This is a genomic window from Bosea sp. AS-1, assembly GCF_002220095.1.
In the GTDB taxonomy this organism is placed as follows: domain Bacteria; phylum Pseudomonadota; class Alphaproteobacteria; order Rhizobiales; family Beijerinckiaceae; genus Allobosea.
In genome coordinates this window covers 4014592-4035156 of record NZ_CP022372.1, presented here as the reverse complement: position 1 = coordinate 4035156, position 20565 = coordinate 4014592, and the positions used below count along the sequence as shown (strand labels likewise).

The 20565-nt window shown below is 67.5% G+C and carries 15 protein-coding genes; 4 read left to right on the top strand and 11 right to left on the bottom strand.

Translation table 11 applies throughout. From position 1 onward, the window contains the following. Positions 1-159 precede the first annotated feature (159 nt). On the top strand, positions 160-873 hold the full coding sequence (locus tag CE453_RS20970) for a DNA helicase (RefSeq protein ID WP_089176337.1): 714 nt from the start codon (positions 160-162) through the stop codon (positions 871-873). Positions 874-940: 67 nt separating this feature from the next. Here CE453_RS20970 and CE453_RS20965 read toward each other — a convergent pair whose 3' ends face one another. Continuing rightward, on the bottom strand, positions 941-7141 hold the full coding sequence (locus CE453_RS20965; RefSeq protein WP_089176336.1) for an apolipoprotein A-IV repeat region-like domain-containing protein: 6201 nt from the start codon (positions 7139-7141) through the stop codon (positions 941-943). A 267-nt stretch (positions 7142-7408) separates the two neighbouring features. Between CE453_RS20965 and CE453_RS20960 the strand changes: the two genes are divergently transcribed. The 3 genes from CE453_RS20960 (at position 7409) to CE453_RS20950 (ending at position 8752) form a co-directional block, all read left to right on the top strand. Then, complete coding sequence (locus CE453_RS20960) at positions 7409-7747, top strand: Hpt domain-containing protein (protein ID WP_248307817.1); 339 nt, start codon at positions 7409-7411, stop codon at positions 7745-7747. Positions 7748-7868: 121 nt separating this feature from the next. Further along, positions 7869-8189, top strand: a complete 321-nt coding sequence (locus CE453_RS20955; RefSeq protein ID WP_089176335.1) for a 2Fe-2S iron-sulfur cluster-binding protein — start codon at positions 7869-7871, stop codon at positions 8187-8189. 134 nt (positions 8190-8323) lie between these two features. Then, positions 8324-8752 (top strand): universal stress protein, encoded by a 429-nt coding sequence (locus CE453_RS20950; RefSeq protein ID WP_089176334.1) that lies wholly within the window; start codon positions 8324-8326, stop codon positions 8750-8752. A gap of 13 nt (positions 8753-8765) precedes the next feature. Here CE453_RS20950 and CE453_RS20945 read toward each other — a convergent pair whose 3' ends face one another. The 10 genes from CE453_RS20945 to xdhA form a co-directional block, all read right to left on the bottom strand. Further along, positions 8766-9368: a hypothetical protein gene (locus CE453_RS20945; RefSeq protein ID WP_089176333.1), complete on the bottom strand. Its 603-nt coding sequence runs from the start codon at positions 9366-9368 to the stop codon at positions 8766-8768. A gap of 55 nt (positions 9369-9423) precedes the next feature. Continuing rightward, entirely contained in the window at positions 9424-10599 is a 1176-nt protein-coding gene (locus CE453_RS20940) for a vWA domain-containing protein (RefSeq protein ID WP_089176332.1), read from the bottom strand. 83 nt (positions 10600-10682) lie between these two features. Then, positions 10683-11045, bottom strand: a complete 363-nt coding sequence (locus tag CE453_RS20935) for an HU family DNA-binding protein (RefSeq protein ID WP_282568765.1) — start codon at positions 11043-11045, stop codon at positions 10683-10685. A 226-nt stretch (positions 11046-11271) separates the two neighbouring features. Further along, positions 11272-12351 carry a BMP family ABC transporter substrate-binding protein gene (locus CE453_RS20930; protein ID WP_089176331.1) on the bottom strand — a complete coding sequence of 360 codons (1080 nt, stop codon included), beginning with the start codon at positions 12349-12351 and terminating at the stop codon, positions 11272-11274. Between the two features lie 32 nt (positions 12352-12383). Then, positions 12384-13307 (bottom strand): ABC transporter permease, encoded by a 924-nt coding sequence (locus CE453_RS20925; protein ID WP_089176330.1) that lies wholly within the window; start codon positions 13305-13307, stop codon positions 12384-12386. Further along, complete coding sequence (locus tag CE453_RS20920; protein ID WP_089176329.1) at positions 13304-14368, bottom strand: ABC transporter permease; 1065 nt, start codon at positions 14366-14368, stop codon at positions 13304-13306. Before CE453_RS20920 ends, CE453_RS20925 begins: the two co-directional genes overlap by 4 nt. Then, positions 14361-15905 carry an ABC transporter ATP-binding protein gene (locus CE453_RS20915; RefSeq protein ID WP_089176328.1) on the bottom strand — a complete coding sequence of 515 codons (1545 nt, stop codon included), beginning with the start codon at positions 15903-15905 and terminating at the stop codon, positions 14361-14363. The genes CE453_RS20920 and CE453_RS20915 overlap by 8 nt, the downstream gene beginning before the upstream one ends. Next, complete coding sequence (gene xdhC / locus CE453_RS20910; protein WP_089176327.1) at positions 15889-16731, bottom strand: xanthine dehydrogenase accessory protein XdhC; 843 nt, start codon at positions 16729-16731, stop codon at positions 15889-15891. The genes CE453_RS20915 and xdhC overlap by 17 nt, the downstream gene beginning before the upstream one ends. Next, positions 16728-19070, bottom strand: a complete 2343-nt coding sequence (gene xdhB, locus CE453_RS20905; protein ID WP_089176326.1) for a xanthine dehydrogenase molybdopterin binding subunit — start codon at positions 19068-19070, stop codon at positions 16728-16730. The genes xdhC and xdhB overlap by 4 nt, the downstream gene beginning before the upstream one ends. Then, positions 19063-20553 carry a xanthine dehydrogenase small subunit gene (gene xdhA / locus CE453_RS20900; RefSeq protein WP_089176325.1) on the bottom strand — a complete coding sequence of 497 codons (1491 nt, stop codon included), beginning with the start codon at positions 20551-20553 and terminating at the stop codon, positions 19063-19065. The genes xdhB and xdhA overlap by 8 nt, the downstream gene beginning before the upstream one ends. Positions 20554-20565 lie beyond the last annotated feature (12 nt).

Below are 20565 nucleotides of genomic sequence, written 5' to 3'. Positions count from 1 at the left end.
CGGCGAATCGATCTAGGCTGCGGGCCCGGCTTGGCCCGAGCCCGCCCCCCTCCCGCGGGGAAGCATCAGCATGTGGGGCTTTCGAGACGTTCCGACCGACTGTTCGGGCACACGCATGAGGAGGGATTGCGCCGTCGGCCCGCAATAGGAGGTCTCCGCATGAAGCTCTCGGTGCCGATCCATCATCTCAAGCGCAGGGCCAAGCTCCTGCATCGTCGCGAACGGATCCCGCTCCACGCCGCGCTCGACCGCATCGCCGCGGCCGAAGGTTATCGCAGCTGGAATCTGCTTGCGGCGAGGCAACCCGTAGCCAGCGCGGCGATGGCTCTCTATCGCCGGCTCGAACCGGGCGATCTGGTGCTCGTCGCAGGGCGCCCCGGACAGGGCAAGACGCTTGTCAGCCTCGCGCTCGCCGCCGAGGCGGCCAGGGCAGGGGGGCGAAGCGCCTACTTCTCGCTGGAATACACGCCTGGCGACGTGGTCGAGCGTCTGCGCGCCCTCGGTTTCGATAAGGGCGAGCTGGAAGGCTTCTTCGATCTCGATTGCTCCGATGCGATCAACGCCGATTATATCGGAACCGCGCTGGCGACCGCTTCCACCGGTACGCTCGCCGTGATCGACTATCTGCAACTGCTCGACCAGCGCCGCGACACGCCGGAATTGTCGCGGCAGGTACGTGACCTCAAGGCGCTGGCCCGTGAACGTGGATTGATCATCGTCCTGCTCTCGCAGGTCGACCGCTCCTACGATCCCGCCGCCGAACCGTTTCCGGACAGGACGGATATCCGCTTGCCCAACCCTGTCGATCTGCGGCTTTTCGACAAGATGTGCTTCCTGAACGGCGGCGATATCCGGTTCGAGATCGCGGCCTGACCTGCAGGATCAAAAAGAGAAGGCCGCCCAAAGGCGGCCTTCGATGTTCTCGCGAGATGCGCGGCGCTTACTCGAAGCGCCCGCTGGCGTGGGCCAGCATCGTATAGACCTTGCCGGTCTCCGAGGTGAGGTAGGTCTTCGCCACCATCGAGTCGCGATCGTCCTTCGACGCCTCGCCGAGCAACCGCTCGAACTCGTCGATATAGCGATCGACGGTCTCGCGGAACTCGTTGTCGCGCCGGTACTTGCGGCGGATCTCGTCGAAGGTCTGCTGGCCCTGCAGCGTGTAGAGCCGGCGGGTGAAGACGTTCCGCTCGCCGCGCTTGTAGCGATCCCACAGCTCGACGGCGGCGTCATGGTCGATCATCCGCGCGATGTCGACCGAGAGTGAGTCGAGCTTCTCGATCGAATGCGTCGTCGGTTTGCTCGCCTCCGGCGCCTTGTCGTCGCGCGAGGCGCGCACCAGCAGGTCCGAGAGCCAGCCGGACTTCGCCGGCTGCTGCGGCTCGGACGTCCGTCGCGGAGCTTCCTGGGCCGGGGCAGGGCGGGGCGCTGGCTTCGTCTCGGTCCGCGCCGTCGGCTCGCTGCGAGCAGGCTCGGACGCCGCGTCAAGCGAAGGGCGCAGGGCTGGGCTTTCGGCTGCAGCGGGCTTGGGCTGCTGCGGCGCCGGCGCATAGACAGGAGCCGGCTGCGCCGCGGCCGGGGCCGCGCTGGCGGCGACGGTCGTCCGGCGAGCGCCACCCTGATCGATCGGCAGGGAGACGTCGCCGCGACGGCCGGCGCGGGTGACGATCTCTGTGAGATCATTCAGCGCCTTGATCTGCTCGGCCACGACCCGGCGCATGGCCGAAGTCGATTCCTGCGTCTCCTGCGGCAGTTCCAGCACGCCGCGCTTCAGCTCGGCGCGTGTGACTTCCAGCTCGCGCTGGATGTCGCCGGTAACGCCGCGCATGTCCTGCGCGGCCTTCTGGAAGCGCTCGGTGACCTTCGAGAGCTCGCCGCCGATCTCGGCCGTGACCTCGGCATAGGCCGCGCGCAGGGCTTCCGCCGTGCGCTCGCGCTCCTTGCCGGTCGTGGCGCGGATCGTCTCGAACTGCTGGGCGATGGCGCTGGTGGTCGCCTCCGCCGAGTCGGAGAGCACGGCGCCGATCTGCCGGGCACGCGCTTCCGCCGTGCCGAGCGATTCGTCGATCAGCGAGGAGAAGGAGCGGGTGATCGCCTCGACATCCTCGGTGCGGCTGGCGATGAGGCCATGCAGCTCCTCCAGCGAGTCGCGCCGCTCGGCCAACGCCTTGCCGACGCGGGCCTCGACCTGCTCCAGCCGGCCGACCACGGCGTTGAGCGCCGCGCTGCTGGCCTGCGAGACCTCGCTGAGCGAGGTGCCCTTGTCGTCGAGTTGGGCGATGAGGGCCGCGGCGTCGCGCAGCGTGCCTTCCGAGAAGCCCTTGAGATCGGCGATCTGCGCCGTGACCTGCTGCGAGGCGTTGTTGGCCTCCGCCATCACCGTGCCGATCACCGTCTGCAGCTCGCCGACGCGGGTCGACAGGCTGTTCTCGACGGCGGCGAGGTTCTTGTTCGCGCCGTTGACGATCTGCTGCATGAGCTTGTTGGCTTCGCCGAGGCGGCCGAGCATGCCGCCCAGCTCCTCGCGCAGCTGCTCGTTGGTGCCGACCAGCGCCTCGATCGACTGGCGGGAACCGGATTCCAGCGTCTCGCGCAGTGCGTTCGAGGAGGTCTCGACTGCGTTGGCGATCGCAGCACCGCGGTCGCGCAGCCCGGCGACGACGGCATTGCCACGGGCTTCCAGAGCCCGCACCACGGCCTCGCCTGCAGCGGCGAAGGCGGCGGAAAGAGCTTCGCCACGGTCTCCGAGCGCGTCGAGCATGCCGCTGCCCTTGGCGTCGAAGAGCGAGCGCAGCGCTTCGGTCCGCTCGTCGAGCGAGGCGGAGACCGTCTCGCCGTGGCGCTCGAGCGCATCGACGATGATGGCGCCCTTGCTATCGAAGATCGCCCGCAGCGTGTCGGCCTGCGCGTCGAGCGCGCTGGAGATGACGCTGCCCTGCCGGCCGAGCTCCTCGGCGATCACGCCACCCTTGCCTTCGAAGAGGTTGCGCAGCTGCTCGGTGCGCTCGTCGAAGGCGCTGGAGATGGCCGTTCCCTGCTGGCCGAGGGCCGCGACCATGTCGCCGCCCTTGTCCTCGAACAGGGTACGCAGCTGTTCGGTCCGGGCGTCGAGGGCGGTCGAGATGGCGTCGCCCCGGCGGCCGAGGGCCGCCACGATGCCGAGACCTCGGTCGTCGAACAGGGTGCGCAGCTGCTCGGCGCGCTCGTTGAGCGCGGCGGCAATGGCTTCGCTCTGCTGGGCCAGCGTCGAGACCATGCCGCTGCCATTGTGCTCGAACAGGGCGCGCAGCTCCTGTGCCCGCTCGCTGAGGGCAGCAGCGATGGCTTCGGAGCGGCCCTGCAGGGTCGTCGCGATCTCTTCGCCCCGGGTGTCGAGCGTGTGCGAGACCGTGTCGAGCCTGCCGACGACGCGCTCCTCGAAGCGCGCCACGCTCTGGTCGAGCGTGTCCGCGATCTGCAGGGCGCGGCCGCCGAGCGTCGCATTGATATTGTCGGCCTTGTCGCTGAGCGTGCGGGTGAGCGACTCGCTCTTGGAGGTGACGACCTCGCCGATCTCGTCCGCCTTGGCGGCAAGGGCGCGCGTGACCTCGCGCCCGCCTTCCGCCAGCACGCGGGCGATATCGACCGTGCGCTCCACCAGCGCCTCGTTGAGGGCGGTAGCGCGCGAGCCCAGGCTGCCGTCGATGCGGGCGATCAGGCTGTCGAGCGAGCCGGCGATCTCGGCGCTCTTGGCGCCGGAGCGCTCCTCGAACAGCTTGATCTGGCCTTCCATCGCATCGGCGGCCTCGCGGGTGCGGTCGGCGAGCAACTCGGCCGCTTCCAGCGCGCGGGTGCCGACCTTGTCGGCCAGCGAAACGCCATCCTGCGAGATCAGCTTCTCGACCTGCGCGATGCCGGCATTGAGCGCTTCGGTGAGCTCGCGCGCATCGCCCGAGATCTTGGCCGTGAGCGAGCCGCCCTGATGGACGATGAGGTCCTCGAAGGCGTTGAGGCGTGCAGCGAGGCTTTCCTCGACCTGGCGGCCTTGGCTGTCGAACAGATGCGACAGGGCCCCGAGGCGCATGCCGATCGCGGACTCGATCTCGTGGCCGCGCTCGTCGAAGAGGCGGCTGAGCGCGTCGTGGCGGCTGGCGAGGGCATCGGTGAGCGCCTGGGCGCGATCCTCGACCGAGCGGAGCATGGTGTCGGCATTGGCGGACAGCACCTGGCCGACGCGGCCGCTCTGGTCGCTCAGCGCGAGCACGAGCTCGTTGCCGCGCTCGTCGAAGAGCTTGGTCAGGGCGTCGTGGCGGGTCGCCAGCGCCTCCGTCAGCGCCTGGGCGCGGTCCTCGACCGAGCGCAGCATCGACTGGGCATTGGCAGTGAGCGCCTCGTTGACGCGGCCACCCTGCTGAGTCAGTGCCAGCACGATCTCGCGGCCGGTGCCGGCGAGCATGGTGCGCGCGTCCTCGGCATGGACGGTGAAGGTGTCGCGCAGGCCCTGGGTCGCTTCGACGACGCGGTCGGCGACATGGCGGCCGTCGACATTGATCGTCTCGGTGAGGGTGCGGGTCGCCTCCGTCATGCGGCGCGCCAGGTCTTCGCTCTGCTCGCCGAGCAGGGTGTGGACCTCGCGGCCGGTGTTGACGAGATCGCGGACCATCGTCTCGCGATGCTCGCCCAGCAGCTGGCCGACCTTCTCGCCGGTCTCGCCGACGCTGGCGAGGAAGCCGGTCTGCTGCTGTTCCAGCGCCGCGCGCGCGCCCTCGACCGCATCGGTGATGCGGGAGGCGAGCGCCAGGCCGCGCTCATCGAGCTTCTGGTCAATGCTCTCGCCGGTTTCGGCGAGGCGGCTGATCAGGGCGCCGCTGCGCTCCGACAGGATGCCGTGCACGGAGCGACCGACATCGGCGATGCGGCTGGCCACGGCCTGGCTCTCGTTGCCGAGCAGGTCCTTGATCTCGAGCCCGGCCTGCGAAACCTTCACGGTCATGGCGCCGGCCTGCTCCTCGAGCAGGGCGCTGACGCGCTCGCCGGTCTCCGAGAGGCCGGAGATCATGCGCTCGCTCTCATGGCCGACGACGCGGCTGACGTCGTGGCCGGCCTGGGTCAGGCGGCTGACCAGGACCTCGCTCTCGTCGCGCAGGCGGGTCTCGACGGCATTGACCGCACCCGAGACGCTGGAGACCAGTGCCTCGCTGCGCTCCTCGAGCAGGCGAGCGACATCGGCGCCGGCGCCCGAGACACGGGTGACAACGCTGTCGCTCTGCTCGCCGACGAGCTGCGCAAGATCGCGGCCGGCGCCGGAAACGCGGCCGACGAGTGCGCTGGCCTGCTGGTCGAGCAGGGCATGGACGGTCTCGCCGGTCTCGTTGAGGCGCATGACGAGCTTGCCGCCATGCTCGTTGAAGAGCCCGTTCACCCGGTCGGCGACCTCGGTGATGCGGTGGGTCAGCGTCTCGCCATGCTTGTCGACGGCCGAGCCGAGCGTCTGGCCGGCATCGCTGACCCGCAGGACGATCGACTCGCCGCGCTCGCGCAGCACGTCGTCGACGGACTGGACCGTTTCGTTGAGGCGGCTGACCAGTGTGTCGCCATGCGAGCCGATGAGGCTGTGAACGTTCTCGCCGACCTCGTTGAGGCGCGCTGCGATGGCTTCGTTCTGGCGGGTGAGCAGGTTGTTGACGCCGCGTCCGACTTCGGTGAGGCGGACGGTGACGCTCTCGCCCTCGCTGGAGAGGGCGTTGCGCAGCGCCTCGCCGGATTCCGCCAGGCGCTGCTGCAAGGCCTCGCTCTGGCTTTCGATCAGCGAGACCATGCTGCGGCTGCTGACCTCGAAGCGTTCAGCCGCCTCGACGCCGCGGGCGGAGATGTCCTTCGCCAGCGTCTCGCCGGTGGTCTTCAGCGTCTCGTTGACGGTCTCGACGCGGGCAGTCAGTGTCTCCGCGACCTGCATGCCGGTGTCGCTGATGGCGCGGGTGACGTTCTGCGCCTCGGTGGTGAGGCCTTCGGTCAGCGCGATGCCGGTCTTCTCCAGCGAGCCGGCGATCTCCTTGGCGCGGCCGTCGAGCATGGTCGAAAGGTTGTCGCTGGCGCCGGCTAGTCGCTCGGAGACCTCACCCGAGGTGACCTGCAGCCGCTCGACGAGGTCATGGCTGCGGCCGCTGATCTCCTCGATCATCTTTTCTCCGGCGCGGCCGAGCGCCTGGGTGATCTGGTCGCCCTTGGCGCCGAGCGAACCGGTGACGCGGTCGCCCGCTTGTGCGATCGCCTCGGCGATGGTGCGGCTGGCCCCGTCGAGATCCTTGGCGATGCCTTCATGCGCGCCGCTGATGGCGAGCTTGACGCGCTCGGCATTGCCGACCACCGCCTCGCGCTGGGTGACGAGTTCGTCGATCAGCGAGCGCAGGCGGATTTCATTGTCGGCATAGGCGCGTTCCAGCGTCGAGATCTCGCCGCGGACGATGGTTTCGAGTTCGCCGGCGCGCGCTACGGCGCGTTCGATGCCGTCGCCCATGGCGGCGACTTCACGGCGAATGGTCTGGCTGAGCGAGAGCACCGAATCGGCGCCGGCGACCTCGGGCTCGGCCAGGCGCAGCGCGACATCGGTCATGGCGCGCGAGATCAGGCGCATTTCCTGCGTGCGGCGATAGAGTGCTGCGAGCACGAAGAAGAACACGACCGGCGCACCGATCGAGAGAGCGAGCAGGGTCCATTCGCCGATGCCGAAGGAGGCGACGGGCTCGGGCAGACCGTTGCTGAAGGAACCGAAGCGATGAAGCAGCACGAAGGCAGCGCCGCCGAGCCAGGCTATCGAAGCCAGCGCAGCGAACCAGTAGGGCTTGCGTGACGGGCGCACGGCAAACGCCTGGACGAGCGAGCTGGAATCGCGGCGGTCGTCATTGGCGACGCGGCTGGTGTCGGGCGCGATCGCGGGACGCGGAGGCTGCGGCGCCTGCTGGGTCTGCGCGGCTGCCGCCGGCGCAGCGACGGACTCGACGCGCGGCAGCTCGAGCTTCAGATCGTTTTCGCTGGTGGCAGGCAGGCGGGGTTCGGCCGCGACCGGCGTCTCCGTCTCGCCCTGCGGCTGTTCGAGGCGAAGCGCCTCCTCGATCGCCGACATCGCAGCTTCAGTGGGGTCCTGGAGCTTCTTGGGTCGATTCATGGTTGCCGCCTCGCCACGCTACTGAAGATGGTCGCGAACACATGCGCCGCTGTCCCGGCCGCCTCTGGCCGGGTAAACGGGACACTGCGCCCATCATTTACCAATTGGAAGGGTACTGAAGCACCGGACTCTTGGAAACCCATTTGAGTGCCTGATTCACAAACGTCGTTAACGCCTCGTTCACCATCAAGGCGCTTCTTGGAGTGGGTCGGGCCGCTCCCGCGGTCCCTCGATATCATGCGTTCAAGCGTTATCCGAGTTCGCCCCATGCCCCAGACGGCTATCGATACCGCGCATCTCTCCCGCCAGACTGGCGGCGACCATGCGCTCGAGCGTGAGCTGCTCACGCTCTTCGCCCAGCAATGCGTCAAGCATCTGCGCACCATCCACGCCGGCGCCGACACGCAGGCGCGGCTCGATGCGGCTCACAGTCTGAAGGGCGCGGCCCGGGCCATCGGCGCCTGGCAGGTGGCCGAGGCTGCCGACGCCGTCGAGCATGGCCTGGCCGAGGCGGATCAGCACCGGACCGAAGCGGCGATGGATGCTCTGGCGCTCGCGGCCGCCGAGGCGCGCGCCGTGATCTGTCGCTCCGACTGCGCGGCTTGAGCGCGCCTGCGCAACCCGCCGGCGCACCACGGCCATTTCACCCCGCCTGGAAATGCTCTAAGCGAAGCCGCAAACCCTGCGCGCGGGGCAACCGCGTGCGAGCGCGTCGCCGGAGTCCGCAATGCCGAATATCACCTATATCGATGCCCATGGAGAGAGCCGCACGGCCGAGGGCGAAGTCGGCGCCACCGTGATGGAAACGGCGATCCGCAACGCGGTTCCGGGCATCGAGGCCGAGTGCGGCGGCGCCTGCGCCTGCGCGACATGCCATGTCTATGTCGATGAGGCCTGGATGGAGAAGGTAGGCCAGCCCGAGCCGATGGAGGAGGACATGCTGGACTTCGCCTTCGATGTCCGGCCGAATTCGCGCCTCTCCTGCCAGATCCGCATCCGCGAGGATCTCGACGGCCTCGTGGTCCGCACGCCCGAGCGGCAGGGCTGAAATCGCTCTCGACCTGAGGCGATCTTTCGGTTCGCACGTCTGGCGCGGCATCGCATGCACGATTTGCGTTGGATCAATGCGTCTTGTCGGGCAGAGTTCAAGATGGTGTCGCAACCAGCCTTGAGGAGGTCGTGATGTTCAAGTCGATCATGGTTCCCGTCGATCTGGCCGAGGCTGAGCTCGCCCAGCCGGCCATCGCCAATGCGGTCTCCTTCGCCAAGGTTTCCGGCGGCACGGTACGGCTGGTTTATGTCCGCTCGCTCGTACCGGTCACCTACATGGAGTTCGTGCCGGCCGATTTCGACGCGGAGCAGCAGCAGGACGCGGAGGCCAAGCTCGCCGAGATCGCCGCCAAGGTCGATCTTCCGCCCGAGCAGGTTTCCGCCAAGGTTCTGATCGGGTCCGTGCATGGCGAGGTGCTGGCCGAGGCCGATGCCAGCGGTACCGACCTCATCGTCATCGGCTCGCATGAGCCCGGCATGCTGGCTTACGTCATCGGCTCCAACGCTTCGGCGATCGTTCGTCGCGCCAAATGCTCGGTGATGGTGCTGCGCCACGCCTGAATGGGGGCAGGGGTCAGCGGCTTGTCGCACGCCCCGGCACGAGATCGTCAGGCACCTCGCCGGTCGCGAGTTCGCGCGGCCGGTTGAGCGAGATCAGCGGCCAGACCTGCCACCAGGAGGCCGCGAGCAGGAGCATGGCGAGCAGGCCGGCATTGGTCTGGCCCTGCTGGAAGGCGCGCAGCGCGAAGAACACGATCATTGCCAGCGAGAACCCGCCTACCAGGGCCATGCCGAGCCAGATCGGCCGTGGCCGGCCGCCGATGAAGCGGGCCTGCGGGTTGGCCCGCGCGATCGCTTGCGCCAGCGCCGTGACGAAGCGGTGATAGCGCGCATCGTCGCGATCGAGATCGGTCAGCGAGCGCCAGGAGAGGTTGCCGAAGGTGACGGTCTTGCCGTCCTTGAGGCGCAACTGCGTCCGGTAGCCCTTCGCGGAGATGTTGCCCGGCGCGAAGACGAACCGGACCTGCTCGATGCCGCTCAGCCGGACACGGTCGACGGCGCGGGTGCGATCGATCTCCAGCACGTCGCCGTCCAGCTTGTAGGCAATCTCGAAGCCGACGGGCTTCGGGCGCTGGCGCCAGCTTGGGGCAGGGGTGTCGTCGTGGTCGTCGATCATGGGCGGCAGTTAGAGCAATCCGGCCGCTCAAGGAAAGCTGGCCGATCGTCTCGGCTCACCGCGCCAGGACCTTCATCGCACCGTCGAGCCCGTCCAGCGTCAGCGGGAACATGCGCCCGCCCATCAGTCCGCCGATCTGCAGGATCGACTGGGTATAGCCCCACAGATGCTTCTGCACGGGGTTGAGCCAGACCGATTTCGGGAACTTCGTCGTCATCCGCTCCATCCAGACCTGCCCCGCTTCCTCGTTCCAGTGCTCGACAGAGCCGCCTGGCATGGCGATCTCGTAGGGGCTCATCGACGCGTCGCCGACGAAAACCAGCCGGTAATCGGCGGGATAGGTCCGCAGCACCTCCCAGGTCGGGATCTGCTGCTCGTGGCGGCGACGATTCTCCTTCCAGACGCGCTCATAGGGGCAGTTGTGGAAGTAGAAATGCTCGAAATGCTTGAACTCGGCTCGCGCCGCCGAGAAGAGCTCCTCGGCCAGCTCGACATGCCAGTCCATCGAGCCGCCGACGTCGAGGAAGAGCAGCACCTTCACCGCGTTGCGGCGCTCGGGCCTGAGCTTCACGTCGAGATAGCCATGTTTGGCGGTCTCGGTGATCGTATTGTCGAGGTCGAGTTCTTCGGCGGCGCCGGTGCGGGCGAAGCGGCGCAGACGCCTCAGCGCGACGCGTAGATTGCGCACGCCGAGCTCGCGCGTGTCGTCGAAATCCTTGAAGTCGCGCTTGTCCCAGACCTTCACGGCCCGGAAGTTGCGGTTCTTGTCCTGGCCGATGCGGACGCCTTCGGGATTGTAGCCATAGGCGCCATAAGGCGAGGTGCCGGCGGTGCCGATCCATTTGTTGCCGCCCTGGTGGCGGCCCTTCTGCTCCTCGAGCCGCTGTTTCAGCGTCTCCCAGAGCTTGTCCCAGCCCATCGCCTCGATCTGGGCCTTTTCTTCGTCGGTCAGGAACTTCTCGGCGAGCTTGCGCAGCCATTCCTCGGGAATGCCGGCTTCCTCGATCGCCTGCTGCAGCGTCTCCATGCCCTTGAACACCTGGGCGAAGACCTGGTCGAACCTGTCGAGATGGCGCTCGTCCTTCACCAGCGTGGCGCGGGCGAGGTAATAGAATTCGTCGACCCTGTGTTCGGCGAGATCGGCTTCCACCCCTTCGAGCAGCGTCAGATATTCCCGCAGGGTCACCGGGACCTTGGCGGCGCGCAGATCGGTGAAGAGGCGAAGGAACATGCCGCTAATGTGAGGGCATGGGGTCGGAGGTCAAGCGATGTCCGCGAAGCTGCGCGAACACCGCCTGATCCCGATGGTTGGCTTTACGCCACCGCGTCGGCGAGGTCCTTGGTGACCTTGAACTTCACGACGGTCTTGGCCGGGACCTTGATGGTGGCGCCGGTCGAAGGGTTGCGGGCCTCGCGGGCCTCGCGCTTGGCAGCGGAGAGCTTGCCGATGCCGCCGAGCGTGACGTCGTCGCCCTTCTTCAGGGTCTTGGCGACGGTCGCGCCGAGAGAGGCCAGGATGGCCGAGACGTCGGCCTTGGTCTTCCCGGTCTCTTCCGCGATGGCGGCGATCAGTTCGTTCTTGGTCATGAAATCCTCCTTGAGAAGGTGTGGTAGGCGTCGCGTACTGGACTGTGGTCGTTCATGTCCGTTGCCGTCACGAGCGACCGTGGGAGACACATTCGCGGCGCGCAACTCAGGCAGTTGCCATGGTTATTGCGGAAAGACGATGCCCACGGCGCTAGATACGCACAGGAAACGGCTTCGTTCCGTCGGAAAACGCCGGATTTTTGCGCGTTTTCGCAGGTGCGGGAGCCGAGAGGGGCGCGCGCGCTCACAAAACGCGCACTGATTCGGCCAGCGCGGCGGGGCGCGAAACCGCGCCAGCCGCCGCGAAAAATCCGTCTCAGGCCTGTACGCCGTCGACATACCAGTCCATCTTCGAGAGCATCTCGTCGGTGGCGTGCTCGCCTGCCTTGACGCGCACTTCGCCCTTCTGGTCCTTGAGCTCGCCGGTGAAGGGGTGGAGCTTGCCTTCCTTGATGCCCTTGATCACCTCGTCGGCGGCAGCACGGGCCGCGGGCGTGACGGCTTCATTGTAGGGCGCGATCTTGACCATGCCCTCCTTGAGCCCGCCCCAGACCGCGCCGCTCTTCCAGGTGCCGTCCATGACGTCCTTGACGCGCTTGATGTAGTAGCCAGACCAGTCGTCCACGATCGCGGTGAGATGGGCTTTCGGCGCAAAGGCCTTCATGTCGGAAGCCTGGCCGAACGCGAAGACGCCGCGCTGCTCGGCCGCCTGCAGGGGAGCGGCGGAGTCGGTGTGCTGCGTGATCATGTCGGCGCCCTGGTCGATCAGCGCCTTGGCCGCATCGGCTTCCTTGGCGGGGTCATACCAGGTCGAGCACCAGATGACCTTGGTCTTGAAGTTCGGGTTCACCTTGCGGGCAGCGAGGTGGAAGGCGTTGATGCCCATTACCACTTCGGGGATCGGGAAGGAGGCGACATAGCCGGCCTGCCCGGTCTTCGACATATGGCCGGCGATGGTGCCGATTACCGCGCGGCCCTCGTAGAAGCGTGCATCGTAGGTGGCGACGTTCTCGGCGCGCATATAGCCGGTGGCGTGCTCGAACTTGATCTTCGGGAACTGCTTGGCGACCTGGATCGTCGGGTTCATGAAGCCGAAGGAAGTCGCGAAGATCAGCTGGTTTCCGGCCTGGGCGAGCTGGCGCAGCGCGCGCGCCGTGTCGGGGCCTTCCGCGACGTTCTCGATGAAGCTGGTCTTGACCTTCGCACCGTATTCCTTTTCCAGCGCGAGGCGGCCCTGGTCGTGCGTCCAGCTATAGCCATGGTCGCCGATCGGCCCGACATAGATGAAGCCGACGCCGAGCGGCGACTGCGCCGAGGCGCCGCGGCCGAGGATTGGCAGCGTCGAGGCGGCGGCCGCGCCGAAGGTCAGCCTGCGGCGGGTGATGATGCTGGTCATGTCTGCGAAACTCCCCGTTGTCGGTTGCGGCGTCAGGACGCCGAGAAAGGTTTGCCGAGGCAGGCTGGCGCGTCGAGCCGGCCGGTCTTTCGTCCTAACGACATCATGGTCAGAACCGCAATGGTCGCAAGGTAGGGGGCCATCGCCAGAACCTCCGGCGCGAGCCAGTTGACGCCGGCTGCCTTGGCCTGCAGCTCCAGCGTCATCACGGCGCCGAAGAGATAGGCACCGAGCAGGAGGCGCCCCGGTTTCCAGGCCGAGAAGACGACGAGCGCGAGCGCGATCCAGCCGCGCCCGGCGGTGAGGCGGTCGGCCCACATCGGTGTCAGCGCCAGCGAGAAATAGGCGCCGCCGAGTCCCGCGAGGGCGCCGCCGAACGCGACGGCCGCATAGCGGATCGCGATCACGCGATAACCGATAGCGTGCGCCGAGGCATCGTTCTCGCCGACCGCACGCAGGATCAGTCCTGCCCGCGTCCGGCGCAGGAAGTAGCCGACGGCCGCCACCAGCACGAGCGAGAGATAGACCAGGATGTCCTGCCCGAAGACGATCCGCAGGACGGGATGCTCCGAGAGCGCGGCGGGGAAGACCGGACCGAGCCGCTCCACCGTGCGACCCACGAAGCCGGCACCGATCAGGGATGAGGCGCCGGTGCCGAAGATGGTGAGTGCCAGGCCGGTCGCCACCTGGTTGGCGCCGAGCGAGAGTGCGAGCACGGCGAAGATCATAGCGGCGGCGACACCGGCGAGCATGGCGGCGACGAGTCCCAGAGTCGTGCTGCCGCTCGCGAAGGCGACGGCGAAACCGGCGACTGCGCCGCAGAGCATCATGCCCTCGACGCCGAGATTGAGCACGCCGGCCTTCTCGGCGACGAGCTCGCCCAGCGCCGCGAGCAGAAGCGGCGTCGAGGCCGCGATCAGCGTCATGAGGATGGAAACGGCCATCGCGCTGCTCATGCCGCCCTCCGCTTCCAGACGATGCGCCAGCGCACCAGCACGTCGGTCGCCAGCAGCATGAACAGCAGCATCGCCTGGAACAGGCCGGTCGCGGCCTGCGGCAGCCGGACCGTCGACTGCGCGATCTCGCCGCCGACATAGGTTCCCGCCAACACGATGCCGCCGAAGATGATGCCGAGCGGGCTGAGCCGCCCGAGAAAGGCGACGATGATCGCGGTGAAGCCGTAGCCGACGGGGAATTGCGGGGTGAGCTGGCCAAAGGGGCCGGCTGCCTCGAACAGCCCGGCGAGGCCTGCGAGCCCGCCGCTGAGCAGCATCGTCGCCCAGGTCGTGCGCGCCGCGCTGAAGCCGCCATGGCGGGCAGCGGCGGGCGCAAGGCCCACCACCTTCACCGCATAGCCGGCCGTGGTCTTTTCCATCAATAGCCAGGCGACGATGGCGAGTAGCAGGGCCGCGGGAATGCCGATGTGGACGAGCGAGCCCTCCATGACGGTCGGCAGCGTCTGATCGGCAGTGAACATCCGCGTCTGCGGGAAATTGAAGCCGCCCGGGTCCTTCCACGGCCCGCGCACGAGGTAATAGAGCAACTGCACCGCGACATAGGTCAGCATCAGGCTTGTCAGGATTTCGCTGACCTGCAGCTTTACGCGCAGCAGGGCGGGGATCGCGGCCCAGGCCATGCCGCCGAGAATGCCGGCGAGGGCCATGGCGGGCAGAATCCACCAGCCGGTCATGTCGTAGGTCGCGAGCGCAACGCCGGTTCCGGCGATGGCACCCATGACGTACTGTCCTTCAGCACCAATGTTCCAGACATTGGCGCGGAACCCGATGGCGAGCCCGAGCGCGATCATCACCAGCGGCGCCGCCTTGACGCCGATATCGGCCCAGCGCTGCGGCTCGATGAAAGGCGTGAGGAAGATGCTGCCGACGGCGTGGAAGCCGTCATAGCCCATGGCCGTGAAGAGGAGCATGCCGGTGAGCATGGTCAGCCCGATCGCGACCAGGGGACTGAGCCACAGCATCAGCATGCTCGGCTCGCGGCGGCGGCGCCATTCAAGCATGGATTGCCTCCGCGCCGTGGACCCCGCCCATCATCAGGCCGATCTCGTCGATGCCGAGGCTCGCGACCGGGCGCGGCGTCGACAACCGGCCTTCGTTGATGACGCAGAGCCGGTCGGCGAGCTCGAGCAGTTCGTCGAGGTCCTGCGAGATCACGACCACCGCCGAGCCCTTGGCGGCGAGGTCTACGAGCTCCTGTCGGATCGCGGCGGCAGCGCCGGCATCGACGCCCCAGGTCGGCTGCGAGACGACGAGCACGGCAGGCTGCTGGCCGATCTCGCGGCCCATGATGAACTTCTGCAGGTTGCCGCCCGAGAGCGAGCGGGCGAGCGCACCGTTGCCGGTGGTGCGCACGTCGAAAAGCTTGATGACGCCGTCGGCAAAGCGCCGGACGGCGCCGCGGCTGATGATGCCATGCGGCGCCAGCGGCAGGCGATGGCGCGCGGTCAGGACGCCATTCTCGGCCAGGGAAAAATCCGGGACGGCGGCATGGCCGTTGCGCTCTTCCGGCACGCAGGAGAGGCCGAGCGCCCGGCGCGCTCCCGCGCCTTCGAGACCGACCGCTTTGCCGTCAAGCCTGATGGCTTCAGGTGCTGCAGCGAGCTGCTCGCCCGACAGGGCGGTCAGAAGTTCGGCCTGCCCGTTGCCGGCGACACCGGCGATACCGAGGATCTCGCCGGCCCGTGCCTCGAAGGAGATCTGCTTGAGATCCGTCCCGAAAGGCGGCGTCCCCGGCAACGAAAGCCCGCTGACAGCAAGCCTGACCGCGCCGGCCTCGCTCGCGCGGCCATGCTCGATCTTGCGCAGCTCCGCGCCGATCATCAGCTCGGCCATGCGCTTGGTCGTCTCGATTTTCGGATCGCATGTGGCGACGACGCGGCCGCCGCGCAGGATGGTGGCGCTGTCGCAGAGTGCTTTGATCTCGGAGAGCTTGTGCGAAATGTAGAGGATCGAGCAGCCCTCCGCCGCAACCTGGCGCAGCGTCGCGAACAGGCGTTCGACCTCCTGCGGCGTCAGCACCGAGGTCGGCTCGTCCATGATCAGGAGCTTGGGCTTCTGCAGCAGGCAGCGCACAATCTCGATGCGCTGGCGCTCTCCGACCGAGAGCGTATGCACCTCGCGCTCCGGATCGAGCGGCAGCGAGTAGGATTGCAGGATCGCCGCGACGCGCTGCTTCAGCTCCTCGCGATCGACGGCCTCGTCGAGACCCAGCGCGATGTTTTCGATCACGGTCATCGCGTCGAACAGCGAGAAGTGCTGGAAGACCATGCCGATGCCGAGCTTACGCGCCGCCTTGGGAGAGGGGATCGCGACGGCCTCGCCGTTCCAGGAGATCGTGCCCTCGTCGGCCTGCTGCACGCCGTAGATGATCTTGACCAGTGTCGACTTGCCGGCACCATTCTCGCCGAGCAGAGCGTGGATTTCGCCTGGTTTGACGCTCAGGCTGATGTCGTCATTGGCCTTCACGCCCGGAAAGTTCTTGGAGATATGGGCGAGCGCCAGCCGCGGCGGCACTTCCTGCTCACGCGGCTGATTCATGTCTCGCTTTTCTCCTTCGCGCCGGCTCTCGGCGGCCAAGCAAGCAACGCACCAGCTCGGCTGTCGTCAAGGCCGCGATCACCTCGGGACGCTTGTCGTCCACATCCGAACCGCCGATGGGACAGGTCAGGCGCGCAAGCGTTTCGCGCCGCCCGCCGCTGCGCAGGAAGCTCGCTTCGAAGCGGGCGCGCTTGGTGGCCGAGCCGATCATGCCGACATAAGCTGCATCGCCGCGCGCCAAAGCCGTTTCCGCGAGCCGATAGTCGAGCGCATGGCTGTGCGACAGCACCACAAAGGCCGCTTTTGCAGGCGCATGCGCGACAGCGTCGACGGGATCGGCCATGCGGATGCAGGTGACGGCCGGCGGCAGCCCGCTCATGACGTCGTCGCGATCGTCTATCAGCGTGACGGTGAAGGGCAGGGCAGCGAGCGCTTTCGCCAGGGCTCGGCCGGTATGGCCGGCCCCGAAAACGAGGATCGAGGGACGGGCGGCCGTCTCCGCCTTCTCGCGCGCGGCCAAGATGGCCGCCTCCGGAGCGGAGCAATGCTTGAGCGAAACGCGCACGCGTCCGCCGCAACACTGGCCCATTTGCGGCCCGAGCGGGATGTCGAGGATCTGGTCGGGCGCTCCCTCGCTCAGCATGTGCCGGGCGAGATCGATGCAATGGAATTCGAGCTGGCCGCCGCCAATGGTGCCGGCGATGGCATAGGCCGTCACCGCCATGCTGGCGCCCGCCTCGCGTGGCGTCGAGCCTGTAGTGCCCTCGATCCGCACCAGCACGATGCCGTCGTGCCGATGCGCTGTCAGGAAGGCGGCGAGGCTCATCGGCCTGCCTCCACCCTGACGCGCTCGACCGCATCCAGCACCCGCTCCGGCGTCGCCGGCGCGTCGAGGCGTGGACAGATCCGGTAATCACCGACACTCGCCACGGCATCTGACAGCGCATGCAGCACCGAGATGGCGAGCATCAGCGGCGGCTCGCCTACTGCTTTGGAGCGATGGATCGTCAGCTCGCGGTTCGGCGCATTTTCCAGCAGGTGCACATTGAAGATGCGCGGGCGGTCCGAGGCGACGGGGATCTTGTAGGTCGAGGGCGCATGGGTCCAGAGCCGCCCTTTTTTGTCCCAGACCAGTTCCTCGGTCGTCAGCCAGCCCATGCCCTGCACGAAGCCGCCCTCGATCTGGCCCTTGTCGATCGCTGGGTTCAGTGACTGCCCGCAATCGTGCAGGATATCGACGCGCTCGACCTTGTATTCGCCGGTCAGCGTATCGATCGCGACTTCGGCCGCCGCCGCGCCGTAGGCGAAATAATAGAACGGATGGCCCCGCCCGGCCTTGCGGTCCCAATGGATCTTGGGCGTGGCGTAAAAGCCCGTCGCCGAGAGCTGGACGCGAGCCATATAGGCCGCCGCGATCAGTTCCTTGAAGGGGATTTCGCGCGCGCCGACTTTCACGCGGCCGGGCAGGAAGGCGATGTCCTCCGGCCGCTCCTGCCAGTGCTTCGCCGCGAATTCGGTGAGCCGCCGCTTGATCGCCTCGCAGGCATCGAGCGCGGCCATGCCGTTGAGATCGGAGCCGGAGGAGGCGGCGGTGGCCGAGGTGTTCGGCACCTTGCCGGTCGTCGTCGCGGTGATCTTGACCTGATCGAGCCCGATGCCGAAGGCATGTGCCACGACCTGCGCCACCTTGATGTAGAGCCCTTGCCCCATCTCGGTGCCGCCATGATTCAACGCGACCGTGCCGTCGGTATAGACATGCACCAGCGCGCCGGCCTGGTTGAACCAGGTCGCGGTGAAGGAGATGCCGAACTTCACCGGCGTCAGCGCGATGCCGCGCTTGACGATGGGGCTCGTCCTGTTGGCCTCGCGGATCGCGGCCTTGCGCGCCTGATAATCCGAGCGTCGTTCCAGCTCGGCGATCACTTCGGCCGCGATATTGTCCTCGACCGTCTGGTGATAGGGCGTCACGCAGCGCTCGGCCCCGCCGTAGAGATTGCGCCGACGCACCTCCAGCGGATCGAGCCCGGCGGCGTAGGCGACCTCCTCGATGAAGCGCTCGGCCCCGACCATGCCCTGCGGTCCGCCGAAGCCGCGGAAGGCCGTGTTCGAACAGGTGTTGGTGAAGAGCGGCTCCGAGCGGGCGCGCACCGCCGGGTAGAAATAGCAATTGTCCATGTGGAAGAGCGCGCGGTCCGTCACCGGCCCCGAGAGGTCGGCGTTCCAGCCGCAGCGCGCCGCATAGACGGCATCGACCGCATGGATGCGGCCCTCGTCGTCGAAACCGATCTCGTAGTCGCAGACGAAATCGTGGCGCTTTCCGGTGATCGCCATGTCGTCGTCACGGTCGGGCCGGAGCTTCACCGGCCGCCTCAGCTTGCGGGCGCAGAGCGCGGCGACGCAGGCGAAGAGATTGGCCTGCGTCTCCTTGCCGCCGAAGCCGCCGCCCATGCGCCGCACTTCGACGGTCACCGCATGCGAGCCGACGCCGAGCACGGCCGCGACCATATGCTGAACCTCGCTCGGATGCTGGGTCGAGACCAGCACGGCCATATCCTCGTCCTCGCCAGGTATCGCCAATGCAATCTGGCTTTCGAGGTAGAAATGCTCCTGCCCGCCGATCGTCATCGAGCCCTTCAGCCGGTGCGGGCTCCCGGCCAGCGCAGCCGCGATATCGCCGCGCTCCAGCTTCAGCGGTTCGGTGACGAGCCTGCCGCCGGCGTCGCGGGACGCGGCGATGTCGATCAGCGGTGCTTCCTCGGCATAATCGGCCTTCGCCAGAGCCGCGGCATGCCGCGCCTGCTCGCGCGTCTCGGCGACGACGGCGAAGAGCGGCTGGCCATGGAACAGGATGCTCTCGGTCGCGAAGACCGGCTCGTCATGCAGATGCGTCGAGGAGATGTCGTTGGCGCCGGGAATATCGTCAGCGGTCAGCACGATAACGACGCCCGGCGCCGCGCGGACCGCTTCGAGATCGAGCGAGGTCAGCCGGCCACGGGCGATGTCACTCGTGCCGAGATAGGCGTGCAGCAGGCCTTCAGGCGCGGCGATGTCGTCGATGTAGAGCGCTTCGCCGGCGACATGCTTGGGCGCGGAATCATGGGCGCGGGCGGAGCCGGCCGGTCCGGTCTCGGCGACGATATCGAGCTTGCGCCGTGCGTCAGCCATGGGCCGCCTCCGCCAGCAGGCCGGCAACCCGTGTTCTTGTATCGGACTGTGTGGTCTCGATCAGGAAACGGCGCAGCAGGTTGCCGGCGACCTTGAGCCGATAATGCGCCGAGGCGCGCATATCGTCGAGCGGCTTGAAATCCTGCGACAGCGCCGCGATGGCGGCTGAGACCGCCTCGTCATTCCAGGGACGTCCGATCAGTGCAGCTTCGGCCGTCGCCGCGCGCTTCGGGATGCCGGCCATGCCGCCATAGGCGAGGCGGGCTTCGCTGATGCGTCCATCATCGGCGAGCGTCAGCCGGAAGGCGCCGCAAATAGCCGAGATGTCCTCATCGAAGCGCTTCGAGACCTTGGATGCGTGAAACAGCATGCCATCCGCGAGCTTCGGCACCAGCACGGCCTCGACAAATTCGCCGGGGTGTCGGTCCTGCTTGCGGTATTCGATGAAGAAGCTTTCGAGCGGGATGCTCCGGCGTTCGAGCCTCGTGCCGGAGTGGCGTGCCAGCACCAACGTCGCATCGAGCGCGATCAGGGCCGGAGGCAAATCGCCGATCGGCGAGCCGTTGGCGATGTTGCCGCCGATCGTGCCAGCATTGCGGACCTGCTCGCCACCGAAGCGCCGCATCAGCTCGTCGAGCTGCGGCGACAAGGCGGCAAGCGCATCGCGCACATCGACATGGCTCGCCATGGCGCCCAAGCGCAGATGGTCGCCTGCATCTACAATGGCGCGCAGCGCCTCGACCCGCCCGAGGTAAACCACCGGATCGAGCTGTCTCATCGCCTTGGTGACCCAGAGCCCGACATCGGTCGCGCCCGCCACCAGCGTTGCCTGCGGATGCGCCGCGACGAGATCTGCCAGCGCTTCGAGGTTCGCTGGGGCATAGAAGCGGCCGCGATTGCCCTCCAGCGCCAGAGTTTCGGCATCGTTCAAGGCGGCAAGCCGAGCTGCTACGGTGTCCCGTGCGCGGAAAAATCGGTCGGCCTCCCGCGGCGCGACTTCATCCATGCGATGGCCCGCGGCGATGATCGGCTCGTAGCCGGTGCAGCGGCAGAGATTGCCCGCGAGCGCATCCTCGATGCGTGCGATGTCCGGCTCAGCTTCGTTCAGCCGGAGCGCGAAAAGGGACATCACGAACCCCGGCGTGCAGAAGCCGCATTGCGAGCCGTGGCAATCCACCATCGCCTGCTGGACCGGATGCAGGCTGCCGTCTGCGCCTTTCAGGTGCTCGACGGTGAGAAGCTGGCAACCGTCGAGTGTCGGCAGGAAGCGGATACAGGCGTTGATCGCCTCATAGCGCAGCCGCTCGCGGTCGAGCCGGCCAACGACGACGGTGCAGGCGCCGCAATCGCCCTCGGCACAACCTTCCTTGCTGCCCGTCATGCGCTTCTCGAGACGCAGCCAGTCGAGCACTGTCAGCGTCGGCTCGCAGCGGTCGATCTCGATGAACTCGTCGCCCAGGAGGAAGCGCAGCCGTTTCCGCATTCCCCCTGTTCC

What these genes read in the sequence shown, in the direction of transcription:
- CE453_RS20920 (WP_089176329.1), bottom strand. Translation starts at nt 14,368, where the DNA reads ATGCTTGAATGGCGCCGCCGCCGCGAGCCGAGCATGCTGATGCTGTGG.
- CE453_RS20930 (WP_089176331.1), bottom strand. Translation starts at nt 12,351, where the DNA reads ATGACCAGCATCATCACCCGCCGCAGGCTGACCTTCGGCGCGGCCGCC.
- CE453_RS20945 (WP_089176333.1), bottom strand. Translation starts at nt 9,368, where the DNA reads ATGATCGACGACCACGACGACACCCCTGCCCCAAGCTGGCGCCAGCGC.
- CE453_RS20965 (WP_089176336.1), bottom strand. Translation starts at nt 7,141, where the DNA reads ATGAATCGACCCAAGAAGCTCCAGGACCCCACTGAAGCTGCGATGTCG.
- CE453_RS20955 (WP_089176335.1), top strand. Translation starts at nt 7,869, where the DNA reads ATGCCGAATATCACCTATATCGATGCCCATGGAGAGAGCCGCACGGCC.
- xdhA (WP_089176325.1), bottom strand. Translation starts at nt 20,553, where the DNA reads ATGCGGAAACGGCTGCGCTTCCTCCTGGGCGACGAGTTCATCGAGATC.
- xdhC (WP_089176327.1), bottom strand. Translation starts at nt 16,731, where the DNA reads ATGAGCCTCGCCGCCTTCCTGACAGCGCATCGGCACGACGGCATCGTG.
- CE453_RS20925 (WP_089176330.1), bottom strand. Translation starts at nt 13,307, where the DNA reads ATGAGCAGCGCGATGGCCGTTTCCATCCTCATGACGCTGATCGCGGCC.
- CE453_RS20940 (WP_089176332.1), bottom strand. Translation starts at nt 10,599, where the DNA reads ATGTTCCTTCGCCTCTTCACCGATCTGCGCGCCGCCAAGGTCCCGGTG.
- CE453_RS20960 (WP_248307817.1), top strand. Translation starts at nt 7,409, where the DNA reads ATGCCCCAGACGGCTATCGATACCGCGCATCTCTCCCGCCAGACTGGC.
- CE453_RS20950 (WP_089176334.1), top strand. Translation starts at nt 8,324, where the DNA reads ATGTTCAAGTCGATCATGGTTCCCGTCGATCTGGCCGAGGCTGAGCTC.
- CE453_RS20970 (WP_089176337.1), top strand. Translation starts at nt 160, where the DNA reads ATGAAGCTCTCGGTGCCGATCCATCATCTCAAGCGCAGGGCCAAGCTC.
- CE453_RS20915 (WP_089176328.1), bottom strand. Translation starts at nt 15,905, where the DNA reads ATGAATCAGCCGCGTGAGCAGGAAGTGCCGCCGCGGCTGGCGCTCGCC.
- xdhB (WP_089176326.1), bottom strand. Translation starts at nt 19,070, where the DNA reads ATGGCTGACGCACGGCGCAAGCTCGATATCGTCGCCGAGACCGGACCG.